This window comes from Brevibacillus laterosporus (genome assembly GCF_030489605.1).
Taxonomy (GTDB): Bacteria; Bacillota; Bacilli; order Brevibacillales; family Brevibacillaceae; genus Brevibacillus_B; species Brevibacillus_B laterosporus_E.
The window spans coordinates 239,088-253,357 of sequence record NZ_JAUKFY010000004.1; the positions used below are offsets into that span (position 1 = coordinate 239,088).

Consider the following 14,270-nt stretch of genomic DNA (forward strand, 5'->3'; position numbering starts at 1 on the left):
TTTTCGTTAAAATAAGTCCTTATCTTCTTCCTTGATTTTTTGCAAGTACCGGTAAATAGTCGGTTCTGAGGATTTTAATTGTTTGGAAATCGCATGTACCCCGCCTTTTAATTGAAAAGCACCTTGATGGAATAATTTTTTCACAATCTCCATTTTCTCCTGCACCGTCATCCGCTCCGGTGGTGTTGGTATATCCATCATCGTATGGTGGATCATGCTAGCAAGTACATCCTCAGCCTGACCATGCAGGTGCTCCGGCAGGTGTTCTACGTCTCTGCGTTCTGTATGCCCTGCCTCTTGCGGCGGTTCCCCGATGTGTAAAAAGCTGTCAATCCACTCTTTTGCTTTTTCAAAATGTTCTACGTCTGAATTGACACACAGCACACCGATCAGCTCATTTGCTTGATTCTTAATAAAGTAACTCCATGAGCGAAAAACCTTCCCATTTTTACCGTATGCCTTATAGTTTGCAATAAATTCCTTTTTTAAATAGGTCTTATCCTGCAGTACCTGTAGCACCAGATTCGTCGGTGCGTCTCCTACTTTTCTTCCACTAATATGCCCATTCTCAATCGCGATAATAGAGGTTTCCTGCTGTGACAAGTCGTGCAAAACCACCTCTGAATGCTTGCCAAGAATGGAGGCGATAAAGGAGACAAGTGGAACATACATCTGTAGAACTGCTGTATTCTGCATGCTGTATTTCTCCGTTTTCCATCATTGTTAGCGTTAAAAAAGATAATAAGATTTTATCATCACAATAATATTTTTTCTACATATTTTGATCCTCGAAACTGCTTGAAGATGCTGTAAATACACTCCTCCCTTCTTACTTTTGCACAAAATAAAATAGGCATCTTAAGTTTGTCCATTGAATTACTATTCATCATCCTTTATTATCTTTTGGTAAATGATAATGATAATCATTACTTTCGAAATAACATGTAAGCATGCTGGAGGAACGTATATCATGATCAAAGCCCGAAAAAATATCATAAATTTTTGTATGATTGCAATGATTGGAGCTGTTACAGCGGGGTGTGGCGTCCCTTCGGAAGTGCAAAAAAGCAGTCCAGAGCTTCATTCGAAGCAAACAAATCAAACAAATACACCGCCCTCTTCTGATATTACGAAGCAGGATACGAAAGACACAACTCTCTCTACTCGAAAATATACAGACTATAAAGGGCATTCTGTGATTATTCCTGTTGTACCACAACGCATCATTTATCATGGCGAAACATATGGGGATTTGCTAGCTTTAGGCGTGAAGGCTGTCGGTGGAGGCAATGTTTTCGTGACTCACCCCATTTATAAAGAGCGGGGGATTGAAATACAGGATATCGGCTTGCCTATTAATCCTGAAAAAACGATGGCTCTCAAGCCAGATTTGATTATTTTCGCTAATGCTGACGAAAATGAATATAAAAAAATCTCGCAGATAGCCCCTACGGTTACCTTTAATTCATTTGCACCACTTGCTGAACGTATTCAAACCCTCGGCAAAATACTAGATAAGAAAAAAGAGGCAAAAAAATGGTTAGACTCGTATGATACTAAAGCTACCAGCATGTGGCAGCACCTACGTTCAAAAATAACCCCCGGAGAAACCGCATCCGTCTTTCTCTATGAACATGGCAAACATTTGTATGTCATGGGGACTGCGGGTCTTTCATCAGCACTTTATCATCCGCTAGGCTTTCAACCAGTACCCAATTACAAGAAATCCTATATTCAGATTCAGGTTTTATTGAAATCTCGGAGAAAGACTTGCCACAATATGCTGGTGATCGGATTTTCATGCTTTTATCCACTAATTTGGAGTCTAAGCAAGCAACCGATACATTAATGGAGACCTCATTATGGAAAATCCTCCCATCAGCTCGCAATGGATATGTGTATCTGGCAGAAGCAGAGAAATGGAATTATGCAGATGCCATGACAAGAGAGTGGTTGCTTGAATCTCTCCCCCAGCTCATAGTCTAGTTAGCTCCAGCTTTTTTAGTCATTAAAAATACGAAAAGACCTTACTGCTAAGCAGTACTTTTTTGTCGATACATCAAAAAGCAGACAGACACTTCCTATTGGTGTCTGTCTGCTTTCTTTAGTTAAACAGATGATTCAAATGGTTTCCTATATGACTATCCTCCGTGCATTGCTGAAAGTCCATTTATCATACATTGCGATAATCATCATCATCCAGTCCCAGCTGCCTGTTCTTTTCTTTAAAGCGAATATTGTGCGAGGAAACGTATGCCACTTTGGGTGCCTCTGGGTCTATATACAGCTTCGCGCTGTTCAAAGCAAGTGCCCCGTCCGTAAATGCCCCAGCAATTAGCCGAACCTTACTATCATAATTGACAAAATCACCAGCCGCAAAAATACCAGGTATATTGGTTTCCAGCTTTCCATTTACAACCGCCAGCTCATCCTTCATTTCTAGTCCCCATTCGACTAGCGGTCCATAATCACATTTTAGCCCATGATTAACGATCACAGCATCCACCTTGATACGCTCGGTCTCATCTGTTTCCATATGGGTAATCGTTACCTGCTCTATGCTCTCTCCATTACTATGAAGCTGTGTTACTGCATAAGGTGTCCGGATATCGACAGAAGATTCTCTCATAATTGAAACGTTTTTCTCATGTCCTCCAAATTGATCACGTCTGTGGACAATCGTTACTTTCTCAGCAATTGGTTCTAATTCGTTCGCCCAGTCTACAGCAGAATTACCGCCACCCGAAATAAGCACTCGCTTGCCTCGGAACACCTCTAGCTCTTGAACGGTATAATGCAGGTTTGTGACCTCGTAACGATCGGCTCCTTCAATCTCTAGCTTTTGCATGGTCAATATACCGTATCCAATTGCTAGAATAATGGTTCGGGTATGGTGCTTCTCACCAGTTGCAGCCGTAAGAATAAATGTTCCGTCCTCTTGTCGAGAAAGCCCCGTAATTTGTTGGCCTAGTACGATTGTTGGGTCGAATGTTCTCGCCTGCTGTTCCAATTGTCCGATTAATTTTTCACACAGAATCGGGGTCACACCACCAACATCCCAGATCATTTTCTCTGGATAAATGAGCATCCGTCCCCCTAGCTCCGGCTTTGCCTCGATCAATTTTGTTTTTAGATCACGCATACCACTGTAAAAAGCGGTATACATCCCAGCCGGGCCACCTCCAATAATCGTTACATCATATAGCTCTACCTGTTCAGTCATATCCCTATCTCCAACCTTCTAATCATTTTCGTCCTGCACATAAATGGGGTAGCAAGCAGATGTAGAAGCAAATCATAGAATCCATCACGTACCAAACTGTGCTTCATGCAGTCTACTGTATATGCCTCCCACAGATAGTAGCTGTTGATGACTTCCCTGCTCGATAATTCCCTGATCTGCTACTACCACGATTCGGTCTGCATTTTTAATCGTCGCTAAACGATGAGCAATCACTAGCGTAGTTCTTCCTTCTGACAGCTCGCTCAACGCCTGCTGAATAGCTACCTCCGTCTCCGTGTCCAATGCAGAGGTGGCTTCGTCTAGAATTAGAATTGGCGGATTTTTTATAAAAATACGAGCTATGGAGAGCCTTTGCTTTTGTCCTCCTGAAAGCTTAACACCCCTCTCCCCAATGACCGTATCCAATCCATCCGGTTGAGCCAGAATAAAATCATCAAGCCTTGCTCTTTTAACTGCCTCCCATATCTCATCCTCTGTGGCATGAAGCTTTCCGTATAGGATATTCTCACGAATGGTCCCCGAAAATAGGAATACATCCTGCTGTACAATCCCAATTTGTCTGCGTAAGGATTCTTGCTTGAGATCGCGAATGTCTACGTTGTCAATCATTATTCTTCCAGCTTGTACTTCATAAAAGCGTGGGAGTAAGCTACACAAGGTTGTTTTCCCCGCTCCAGATGGCCCCACAAAGGCCACTGTCTCCCCTTTGTTAATAGTTAACTGAACATTATTTAGAACCTTCGTTTCATTCTCATACCCAAACGAGACATTTTCAAAGCGGATTGCCTCTCTGAATGCTCCCATTTCAACTGCATGCGGTGCATCCATAATGTCGGGTTTTGTATCTAGCAATTCAATGTACCGTTTGAATCCGGCAAATCCTTGCGGGTAGCTCTCAATAATCGAGTTAATTTTCTCAATTGGTCGGAAAAAGACATTGGTTAAGAGCAAAAAGCCGATAAATTCACCGTATGTAAGTTCATTATTAATAACGTACCATGTACCGCATACCATCACAAAAACCGTGATAAACCGCATCATCATATAACTAATCGATCCATTTTTGGCAATAAGCTTATAGGAGACTAGCTTCGTTAAACGAAATCTACTATTATTTACAGCAAACTTCTTTTTCTCATGCTCCTCATTTGAAAAAGCTTTCACAACACGAATGCCACCAACATTATCCTCTACTCGCGCATTAAAATCTCCAATGTCAGTAAATAATTGGTGAATCGCTTCGGTCATCTTTTTGTTAAAGTAAACAACAAACCAAATAATGATCGGAATGACCACAAAGGTAAACACAGCGAGTTTCCAGTGGATAAATAGCATTAAAGTAAAGGAACCTGTCAAGGTCATCAGCGCTATGAACAAATCTTCTGGTCCATGGTGGGCCATCTCGCCAATTTGATTCATGTCGTTAGTTAATCTCGACATCAGATGGCCAGTTTTGTTGTTATCAAAAAAACGAAATGACAGCTTCTGTATATGATCGAATAGTTTCTTGCGCATATCGGTCTCAATGTTGATCCCCAGCATATGTCCCCAATAATTGACAATATAGAGTAAAAAAGTATTCAGGGCATAAATGCCCAACAAACCAAGCGATGCCCATAAAATAATATCCCATTTCCCGCCTGGCAACAGATCGTCAACAAAATAATTAACAGCAAGTGGGAAACAAAGCTCTAATAGACCTGCAAAGACGGCGCAGCCAAAATCCAGCAAAAACAATTTTTTATAAGGAACATAATAGGCAAAGAAACGTTTTATCATATTTTTCAATAAAGCCCCCTTCTTTGTCTTCATCACCAAAGGATTTAGATAGTCATGCTATGCTTTCGATCGCGCCAACAGATAGAGAAAATAAGGAGCTCCAATAACTGCCACCACAATTCCAGCCGGTATTTCTGATGGCTGTAGCATCCATCTTCCAATCGTATCTGCCGTGATGACAAGCAATGCTCCAGCTAGAGCTGCCGTGGGAATCAGTATCTGATGTCGCGGACCAACCAATCTCCGTGCCAGATGCGGACCAATCAGCCCAACAAAGCCAATTCCCCCACTTACTGCGACACAAGAACCTGCAAGTCCGACTGCCGAAGCTATCAACACTAGCTGTTCCCTTGATACAGACACGCCAAGTCCGACAGCAGCTTGCTCCCCAAGGGTCAGTACGTTCATGACTCGTGCCTTATAGTAAACGTATGGTAGTAATAGTAAAATCCACGGGAGTAAAGACAACACAAACTTCCAGTCGGTTCCCCATATACTTCCGGCTAACCATGTTGCTACAAACTGATATTTCTCAGGGCTGATTTTTAATGTCAAAACGATCATGGCAGCACTTATCCCTGCAGCAACCGCAATCCCACTGAGTACAAGTCTCGTGGTTGAAAGTCCCTCATATCGCTTGTAGGCAAGTGAGTAGATAAGTGCCGCAGTCAAGCCTGCACCAATCAAAGCTAGAACAGGTAATAAAAAGATCGGCGCAGCTGCTGTTGTTGGGTAAAAAGAAATAAATAGCATTACCATTAAACCAGCACCCGCATTTATACCGAGAATACCAGGATCAGCCAATGCATTACGAGAGATTCCCTGCATCACACAGCCGGATACGGCTAAGCCTGCACCAATCAAGAGCGAAATCACGATACGTGGAAGGCGAAATTCAAACAGGATCAGGTTCTGCTTATCTGTACCTGCTCCAAACAGCGTCTGGAATAGCTCCAGTGGAGACAATCGGATAAATCCCGTATTCATACTGAAAATAAAAGCAATGACAATCAAAATGCTAAAGACAGTGATCACCTTGAACCCACATTTTGATTTGAGCCGTTCTGTTTTCGTCACTGTTACATTTTGCATAGCTTACAGCTCCCTCCTTTCCTTACGTGCCAGATAGAGAAAGAACGGAACGCCTATCAGGGCTATCAAGGCACCAAGCGGTGTCTCAAAGGGAGGGTTAATCATTCTAGCAGCTAAATCAGCAAAAACCACTAGTAAACTTCCAAGTATAGCGGAGCATGGAATGATATAGCGATAATCGACACCTACTATATAACGGGTTACATGAGGGATAATAAGCCCTACAAAACCTACTGCGCCGACGATCGACACCGCAGCGCCTGCCAGAATCAACACAAGAAGAGTCCCCATCAGCTTTACCAAGAGGGTTTTCTGACCAAGTCCTCTTGCAACATCCTCACCTAGACTAAGCATGGTAATGGAACGTGATAAGGCAATCGCACCTATAATAGAAACAGCAATCCAAGGAAACATAATCTGAAGCTGTATCCACTTCGTCCCTGCCACGCCCCCAGCATACCAAAATGCTAAGTCCTGACCGATGCGAAAATATAGAGCAATCCCTTCGCTAAGTGCTGATAATAAGGCACTTAATGCTGCACCTGCTAACACAAGGCGAACTGGTGTTAGTCCCCCTTTAGCCAGCGAGCCGATCCCGTATACCATTCCGGCTCCTAAGCCTGCACCAAGAAACGACCATATGATCAAATACATAAATGGCAGACCTGGAAAGAAGGCAAAACAAAGTGCCAGAGCAAAACCAGCTCCAGCATTAATCCCTAACAAACCAGAATCTGCTAATGGATTACGGGTCATACCTTGCATAATTGCTCCTGCAACAGCGAAACAAGCCCCAACCATAGCTCCTCCAAGTACACGTGGTAAGCGAAGCTCCTGGATGATCTGATGCTGGGTAACTTCTGGGTTAAAGGAAAAAATAGCTTCCCAGACAACGAAAAAATGAATATCAGCTGCCCCAAAGGAAACGGATAAAATAATTGCTAACACTAGCAAGCTCAAACCACCGATTATGATCAATGTAACTGCCCAAGAACGAGAGCTCACCTTGATGTGATGGAGGTCTGTAACCGTGCTTTCATTGGCCTTTTGACTCATTCGTGTCACCTTTTCATCAATGTAATATGTAATAGCTTCTCATATGTACAAATGCATGACCAAATGGCTTCTTCCAAGTGATCATGTGAAGAAATCCCTCCTGATCCTACAATTTAATGAAAGTGATTCTCATTTTCACTTTTATGATTATAGTTCACTAGCTTCCTGAATGACAATGGACAAACTGATGGATTTATTTGTACAAAAAGAATCATTTGATATCTCATTCCACGAAAAAAAGACTCGATCGTGTTCCATACGATCAAGCCTTTTGCTATCTATATCCTAATTCCTGGCTATTTAGCATCTCTCTTTGCATAACCAATCCTATTCTTCTGTAAACAATCTAGAGCGCGTTAAAAATCTAACACCTTCTGGTCCCTCCAACGAAAACATTCCTCCGCGTCCAGGAACCACATCAATAATCAGTTGAGTGTGCTTCCAATATTCATACTGGGCTTCACTCATATAAAAAGGCATATTTCCAATCTCTCCAAGCAATACATCATGATCGCCGATTAATAGTTCCCCTGCAGGATAACACATCGGAGAACTACCATCACAACAGCCCCCGGATTGATGAAACAAGAGGGGACCATATTTGGCTGTAAGCTTTTCGATTAAAGCAAGCGCAGCATCTGTTGCCAACACCTTTGGCTGCATTCCCATGATATCCCCTCATCTCATGTTGTTTGGCTATTATTTTACAATGCTTGTTTAAAAGAACCCGAGTGCTTGGTCACTGTAGCTTACCAGGATGTTTTTAGTTTGCTGATAATGTGCCAGCATCATTTTATGGTTTTCGCGTCCAATTCCAGATACTTTATACCCGCCAAAGGCCGCGTGTGCTGGATACGCATGATAGCAATTCGTCCACACACGTCCCGCTTCAATAGAACGTCCAAAGCGGTATGCTTGGTTGATATCCCGTGTCCATACACCTGCCCCTAGTCCATATAACGTGTCGTTTGCAATCGACAGCGCTTCCTCAGGATCAGAGAATGTCGTCACGCTCACTACTGGGCCAAAAATCTCTTCTTGGAAAATTCTCATTCGATTGTGTCCTTTAAACACAGTCGGCTTGACATAATATCCACCTTCCAATTCTCCTCCCAGCAGATTTCGTTCTCCACCGATTAAGCACTCTGCCCCTTCAGCTTTTCCTATTTCTAAATAGGACAGAATTTTTTCTATTTGCTCAAAGGAGGCCTGAGCACCAATCATCGTTTCTGTGTCCAATGGATTTCCTTGTTTGATAGAAGCTACCCGTGCAAGTGCTTTTTCCATAAATTGATCGTAGATAGATTCCTGAATAAGCGCACGGGATGGGCATGTGCAAACCTCTCCTTGATTGAGCGCAAACAAAACAAATCCTTCAATCGCCTTGTTTAAAAACGCATCATCCTTCGCGCATACGTCTTCAAAGAATATATTTGGCGATTTACCACCTAACTCCAATGTCACAGGAATGATATTTTGTGAAGCATATTGCATGATAAGTCTTCCTGTAGTGGTTTCGCCTGTAAACGCAATCTTCGCAATACGATTACTAGAGGCGAGCGGTTTACCTGCTTCCAATCCAAATCCATTGACCACATTAACTACCCCTGGAGGCAATAAATCACCGATTAATTCCATGAGCACTAGAATTGAGGCCGGTGTTTGCTCGGCTGGCTTGAGGACCACGCAATTACCGGCTGCGAGTGCCGGTGCTAGCTTCCATGTAGCCATTAACAACGGAAAGTTCCATGGTATAATTTGCCCAACTACACCAAGCGGCTCATGAAAATGATAGGCAACAGTGTCATGGTCAATTTGACTGATTGAGCTTTCCTGCGAGCGTAAACAACCTGCAAAATAACGGAAATGATCAACTGCTAGTGGAATATCTGCTGCCAGCGTTTCTCTCACAGGTTTTCCATTTTCCCATGTTTCAGTTACCGCAAGCATCTCTAGATTAGCCTCAATTCGATCAGCTATCTTATTTAAAATCGTTGCGCGTTCTGCTGGAGAAGTCCGGCCCCACGCTTCCTTCGCTGCATGAGCTGCATCAAGTGCCAGCTCAATGTCTTCAGCACTCGATCTGGCTATTTCACAAAAGACTTTGCCTGTAATGGGAGTAACATTTTCAAAATATTCTCCATGAATAGGTGCTACCCATTTACCACCTATATAATTATCATATCTACTTTTAAACGCTACCTTGGCTCCTGGTTGATTCGGATTTGCATAAATCATGGGAAAACCTCCTTCACATCCTACAAATAGGGTTGATAGTTTTACCTTATGCTCGATATCTATAAATATTATCGTAATTTTCGAAACTTTGTAAACAAAAATAGAGAGTTTGAGACTTTATTCGACAAAAAAGGGTTATCCCATAAATCATGGGATAACCCTTTCCTCTTGTCTTTTACATTTATGCTTGTAAGAGCTTGCTGGTCAACTCTTCTATTTCTACAATTGTAACTTCCTCACAAAATTGATCCTGCTTTGTACAAACGGCTACTTTATACATCTCATCCAAGTGATAGGCCCTACAATGATAGCCAGTCGGCATGTTATCAGCGTATACCGCCGCTCTGTCTAAAGACTCCTGTTGGATCGTAAAAGAATCAAGCGGCAGTGAAAGTCCCTTCCCCACGGCTTTGATATAGCTTTCTTTATACGCCCAATAACGAAAAAAAACTTCTATTTGGTTCGCTTCAGGAAGCTGGAACAACTTCTGGCGCTCTTGTTCAGCAAAAAATCGGTCAGCAATTTGTAGATTAATGGGTTTAATTTGTTGAACATCAATGCCAATTGGACTGGCACTAAAAGCAGCAACTACCCAGCTTGCTGAATGCGACACATTAAATTCACACGCACCTTCTCCTGTAACAAAGGGCTTTCCATACGCATTGGTCTCATAGCGAATCTCTTTTGGCAAAATCTCCATTCGTTGAGCCAATTGCTTCCGTACCAGCACCTCCCCAAGCAAGGAACGCCATTTATCCTCCGTTTTAAGGTAACGATTTACTTTTTCCTGACGGTTCACCGGGAGCAGAGAAAGCAACTCCCCATACACCGCCTCTGTAAACGTATCGGGTACTTTTATCGCGAATACTTTCATGGCAACGCAGCTATCTCCTCTCCAGCCTTCTTACTCACAACCCGATACACTTCTTGCAGGGCTCCAATCATCATCGCTTCTTTGCGGACGGCAAATGCAGGCGGTCCCCAGATTAGAAGTAGTTGCTCAGGCAGAATATTTTCTTGCGTAAAAGAAATAGTCATCGCAGAAAAATGAGGGGCTGTCTGAAAAAAGGTGCCGTGGTCTACCGCTCTGCGTAAAAACACCGCTCCCACTTCCTCGTCTATACCTGTCTTTAGTAGTTCAGACGGATTGATTGGCTCTGTTGGTCTCGAATTATCCTGTTGTACCATGCCCTCTCCCGTAAAGGCTTTACTGTGGGGCAACCACTGCTCCCGAAATCCACCTATAATTTCAGCACGATGCAGCCCAAGAAATGCTAAAAATACAAATGGGTCCTCTTCCGCTTCAGCGAGCAGTTGATAATACAACGCATATACATGTTTGCAATAACCAGCCACATCTGGACAACTGCAGTGAGCATTCCATTCCTCTAGTGAGTCTGGAAGAACCTCTATTTTTAGATCGGCCAAATGGGCAGCCAGTTCTTCGGAAAATGTCCCCCCTAATAGCTGAGCTGTAAAAAGAGGAGACTGTCTGATTATGTGCAGTGCTTTGTCACGCCCTGCATGGATCGGTTTTTTGGGGCTAAGCGAGACCGTGTAGTGCACCTGATTTGCCCCTGTCACCTTTGCTTTTATACCAGCATCAAAGGCACTCCACTCTAATACTCCGCCTTCTTTTGCTTTCGTACGTCCACGCTGATTTCGCTGTGCCCCGCCTGCTTTGCGAATCAATTCCTTCAAGCGGGCGACCCACTCAATCTGTACGTTCGATTTTTGCGGCTTCACAACAAATCATCCTCCTCTTGGCAGATCAGATCCTCACGAAGCTCAAATAAGGAGTGTAGTTCATTTGCGGATAACTCAGTAATCCACTGTTCACCAGAATGGATTACCTGCTCTGCCAATTCCCGCTTGGATTCCATTAACTGATCAATGCGCTCCTCTAGCGTTCCCTGACAAATTAATCGGTGGACATGTACATTTTTCTTTTGCCCAATGCGATATGCCCGATCGGTTGCCTGGTTTTCAACAGCAGGGTTCCACCACCGATCAAAATGAATCACATGATTTGCTCTGGTTAGGTTAAGACCGACACCGCCAGCTTTTAATGACAAAATAAAGATTCGCGGTCCCATGCCGGACTGAAAGCGATCTATCATATCATCACGCTCTTGTTTACTGATTCCTCCATGTAAGAAGAGAACTTCCTCTTGTAAAACTTCACGAAAATGCCTTGCAAGCATGCTCCCCATGTCTATATATTGCGTAAACAGCAACACAGCCTCCTGCTGCTCCATTATATCGTGAACAAGTTCAGTTACCCGCCGTACCTTACCAGAACGACGCTCTAAGTGATCGGCAGACTGGTGCAAATAGAGCGCTGGATGGTCACAGATTTGTTTAAGATGAGTTAACGTAGCAAGTACATATCCACGACGTTGCATTCCCTCTACCGAATTGATTTTTTGCATCATATGATTAACGGCTGCTTGATACAAGCTAGCCTGTTCCTCTGACAGTGTGCAATACGTTTTGCTTTCAATTTTTTCTGGTAAATCTACAATAATGCTAGGATCTGTTTTCAAACGCCGCAGAATAAAGGGCTTTACCAATTTTCGCAGTGATTCCATGCGATCCTGCTCGCGATACCTTTCTATAGGCAATGTAAATTGTGTACGAAATTGCGTTAAAGTGCCTAAATAACCCGGATTTAAAAACTGGAAGATCGACCAAAGCTCACTTAGCCGATTTTCAATTGGTGTACCTGTCATCGCTATTCGATGCTGAGCATGTATTTTCATGGCGCTTCTCGCCTGTTTACTTTTACTGTTTTTGATATTCTGAGCTTCATCTAACACCAAATAGGACCATTTGATTTCCATTAAATCAGCTAAATCACGGTTGACTAAGGAATAAGATGTAATCACTACATCATGTTCAGCTGCTTTTGCTTGCAATTCTTTTTGGTGCAAGCGTTCTGGTCCATGGTGGGTATATACCCGCAGTGTTGGGGCAAATCTCTCTATCTCTTTACTCCAATTATTCATCAATGAGGTCGGGCACACGATTAGAGCCGGTGCAGATAGCTTCTCCGCCATCAATACTGTAATCATCTGAATGGTTTTTCCTAGCCCCATATCATCTGCCAAACAGACGCCAAAGCCTAATGCGGACATGAGCCGAAGCCAAGCATACCCACGTTTTTGGTAGGGACGCAATACTCCTTGCAGTCTCTTTGGGGTGTCAATATGATCTAAATTTTGTTCTAGTCGTCCATGTAATAAATCATCAAGAGCGGTAGGAAGTTCGAAATCAACTACAGGAAGATCCTGCCATTCATCACTTGCTTCCAGCTCAGCCATTAAGTAAAGCATATCATGCAGCGTAATCTCGTCTTGCTCTGCCCGTTTTAAATATTGCAGCATTCGCTTAACCGATTCCTGATTAACCTCAGTCCACTCCCCGCGTAATTGGATAAAAGGGAGCTTAGAATCCGCAATTTTTTCCAGCTCAGCCAAGCTGATTTCCTGGTCACCTAAAGCTGTTTTCGCATCAAAACGAACGATTTCATGTAAGCCTAAACGATGAATCACAGCCGAAGAATCCGCTGCATAGAGTGATTGATCCTGCATCACTCTAAGCTTTAAGCCTAGCCGTTTGCGTCCACGCTTTAACCACCAAGAAGGTAATTGGACACCAACTCCTTCTGCCTGCAAACGTGGAGCTATCTCTTGTAAAAAATGAAAGGCCTCATGCACAGGAAGCTGTATTTGCTCCACCAATGCTTGGCGTAGCGCATCTTCTAACGCTGGCATTTGCATTGACGCGCATCCCAATTGCTCCAGCAAAAATTCTTGAGCCCTACCTAAATCCTTTCCAAAAAAGGCTGTAGCGTCACCAGACCCTAACCAGATATCCTTAGCTGAAATAAGACGAGAGGGTTCTGTGACTGGTTGCAGATACACATGCAATGTAAAAATGGACTCTTCTGCTTCTAATTCGATCTGTTGAGGTGGTTCCAGACGCAAGTAGAGGCGCATCGCATACTGTCCCACACAATCCCGCTTGTTCCGTCCTTCTCCTTTTGTCCACAAATCTAGTTGCTGTTTAAAGCTTTGCAACTCTTTCGTTGTGCCCTCAATAGGCTCCGTTATCCGAGTTAGTAATCCCCGTAGCCATTGCAAGGAGAAATCTCCCTTCCCCTTGCTGAGCTGTAGTCGTAGCTCTTCGCTTTCCATATCCAGCCAGTCATGTATCGTAGTTTGTATTGCATTTTGCAAAAAATCCGCCTGAATGATGTGCGGATCTGTCATAATGTCGCTTCCACCTGTCTTCTGTGGGTCATACGCTCGGCAGATGGCTGGCATGGCAAGCGCCAAGGTGTGCGAAAATGTGCGCACTTCTTCCTTGGTCAAATCTATATCCCAAATAGCGTCTGCCTCTGCATAGCCGTACCGTTTTCCTTTGCGTACCTTAACACCGGGCCGAATATTTGCATGCCATAGCATTTGCAAGGCAAATTGAGCTACCTTTTGGTAGTAATGCAAGCTATCACCTAGCAAAAAACCGCTATGCTGCAGCATTACTTCGTCTGTTTGCCACAGGAGTGGTAAAGCTTCCTGCATAGTTATACTCAGTCCATTAATCTGTTGTACCATCAATTTTGGCTTATTGGACGGGTAATACTTCCCTTGATCAAACCAATATGGAACTTGAAAGGTACGGATGCCCACTTTTCCAGACTTCATCAATTTCATCTGTTGTTCGGTCGACAATTGTTCCATCCAATTACTGACGGGTACAATCTCGCCGCCGCGCAAACAGAAAAGAAAAAAAGCATCTGGTAACCAGATACCGTGCAACGTCGTCATTGATGCCCTCCAGCTTTTAGTAAAAGGGT

11 protein-coding genes are annotated in these 14,270 nt (G+C 43.4%); 1 reads left to right on the forward strand and 10 read right to left on the reverse strand.

Annotated features, from left to right (window positions below):
• Positions 1 to 6: 6 nt before the first annotated feature.
• Positions 7 to 696, reverse strand: coding sequence for a helix-turn-helix transcriptional regulator (locus QZ995_RS06440; RefSeq protein WP_301804564.1), 690 nt, complete (start codon positions 694 to 696; stop codon positions 7 to 9).
• A gap of 274 nt (positions 697 to 970) precedes the next feature.
• Here QZ995_RS06440 and QZ995_RS06445 point away from each other — a divergent pair, with 274 nt between their 5' ends.
• Positions 971 to 1,849, forward strand: a complete 879-nt coding sequence (locus tag QZ995_RS06445; protein ID WP_301804565.1) for an ABC transporter substrate-binding protein — start codon at positions 971 to 973, stop codon at positions 1,847 to 1,849.
• Between the two features lie 324 nt (positions 1,850 to 2,173).
• Here QZ995_RS06445 and QZ995_RS06450 read toward each other — a convergent pair whose 3' ends face one another.
• From QZ995_RS06450 to QZ995_RS06490, 9 genes are all read right to left on the reverse strand, one after another.
• A complete protein-coding gene (locus tag QZ995_RS06450; RefSeq protein WP_301804567.1) occupies positions 2,174 to 3,223 on the reverse strand; it encodes an NAD(P)/FAD-dependent oxidoreductase in 1,050 nt (349 codons plus the stop codon).
• Positions 3,224 to 3,307: 84 nt separating this feature from the next.
• Entirely contained in the window at positions 3,308 to 5,023 is a 1,716-nt protein-coding gene (locus QZ995_RS06455; RefSeq protein WP_301804862.1) for an ABC transporter ATP-binding protein, read from the reverse strand.
• 57 nt (positions 5,024 to 5,080) lie between these two features.
• Positions 5,081 to 6,115 (reverse strand): FecCD family ABC transporter permease, encoded by a 1,035-nt coding sequence (locus QZ995_RS06460; protein ID WP_301804570.1) that lies wholly within the window; start codon positions 6,113 to 6,115, stop codon positions 5,081 to 5,083.
• A 3-nt stretch (positions 6,116 to 6,118) separates the two neighbouring features.
• Positions 6,119 to 7,171 carry a FecCD family ABC transporter permease gene (locus QZ995_RS06465; RefSeq protein ID WP_301804573.1) on the reverse strand — a complete coding sequence of 351 codons (1,053 nt, stop codon included), beginning with the start codon at positions 7,169 to 7,171 and terminating at the stop codon, positions 6,119 to 6,121.
• 327 nt (positions 7,172 to 7,498) lie between these two features.
• Entirely contained in the window at positions 7,499 to 7,840 is a 342-nt protein-coding gene (locus tag QZ995_RS06470) for a DUF779 domain-containing protein (RefSeq protein WP_301804576.1), read from the reverse strand.
• Positions 7,841 to 7,888: 48 nt separating this feature from the next.
• Positions 7,889 to 9,409, reverse strand: a complete 1,521-nt coding sequence (adh, locus tag QZ995_RS06475) for an aldehyde dehydrogenase (protein WP_301804580.1) — start codon at positions 9,407 to 9,409, stop codon at positions 7,889 to 7,891.
• A gap of 181 nt (positions 9,410 to 9,590) precedes the next feature.
• A complete protein-coding gene (locus tag QZ995_RS06480) occupies positions 9,591 to 10,283 on the reverse strand; it encodes a 4'-phosphopantetheinyl transferase family protein (protein WP_301804583.1) in 693 nt (230 codons plus the stop codon).
• Positions 10,280 to 11,155: an SWIM zinc finger family protein gene (locus QZ995_RS06485; RefSeq protein WP_301804586.1), complete on the reverse strand. Its 876-nt coding sequence runs from the start codon at positions 11,153 to 11,155 to the stop codon at positions 10,280 to 10,282. The genes QZ995_RS06480 and QZ995_RS06485 overlap by 4 nt, the downstream gene beginning before the upstream one ends.
• Complete coding sequence (locus tag QZ995_RS06490; protein ID WP_301804589.1) at positions 11,152 to 14,241, reverse strand: DEAD/DEAH box helicase; 3,090 nt, start codon at positions 14,239 to 14,241, stop codon at positions 11,152 to 11,154. The genes QZ995_RS06485 and QZ995_RS06490 overlap by 4 nt, the downstream gene beginning before the upstream one ends.
• Between the last annotated feature and the right edge of the window lie 29 nt (positions 14,242 to 14,270).

Coding starts and splice junctions, on each gene's coding strand:
- QZ995_RS06440 (WP_301804564.1), bottom strand. CDS start 696: ATGCAGAATACAGCAGTTCTACAGATGTATGTTCCACTTGTCTCCTTT.
- QZ995_RS06445 (WP_301804565.1), top strand. CDS start 971: ATGATCAAAGCCCGAAAAAATATCATAAATTTTTGTATGATTGCAATG.
- QZ995_RS06450 (WP_301804567.1), bottom strand. CDS start 3,223: ATGACTGAACAGGTAGAGCTATATGATGTAACGATTATTGGAGGTGGC.
- QZ995_RS06455 (WP_301804862.1), bottom strand. CDS start 5,023: ATGATAAAACGTTTCTTTGCCTATTATGTTCCTTATAAAAAATTGTTT.
- QZ995_RS06460 (WP_301804570.1), bottom strand. CDS start 6,115: ATGCAAAATGTAACAGTGACGAAAACAGAACGGCTCAAATCAAAATGT.
- QZ995_RS06465 (WP_301804573.1), bottom strand. CDS start 7,171: ATGAGTCAAAAGGCCAATGAAAGCACGGTTACAGACCTCCATCACATC.
- QZ995_RS06470 (WP_301804576.1), bottom strand. CDS start 7,840: ATGGGAATGCAGCCAAAGGTGTTGGCAACAGATGCTGCGCTTGCTTTA.
- adh (WP_301804580.1), bottom strand. CDS start 9,409: ATGATTTATGCAAATCCGAATCAACCAGGAGCCAAGGTAGCGTTTAAA.
- QZ995_RS06480 (WP_301804583.1), bottom strand. CDS start 10,283: ATGAAAGTATTCGCGATAAAAGTACCCGATACGTTTACAGAGGCGGTG.
- QZ995_RS06490 (WP_301804589.1), bottom strand. CDS start 14,241: ATGACGACGTTGCACGGTATCTGGTTACCAGATGCTTTTTTTCTTTTC.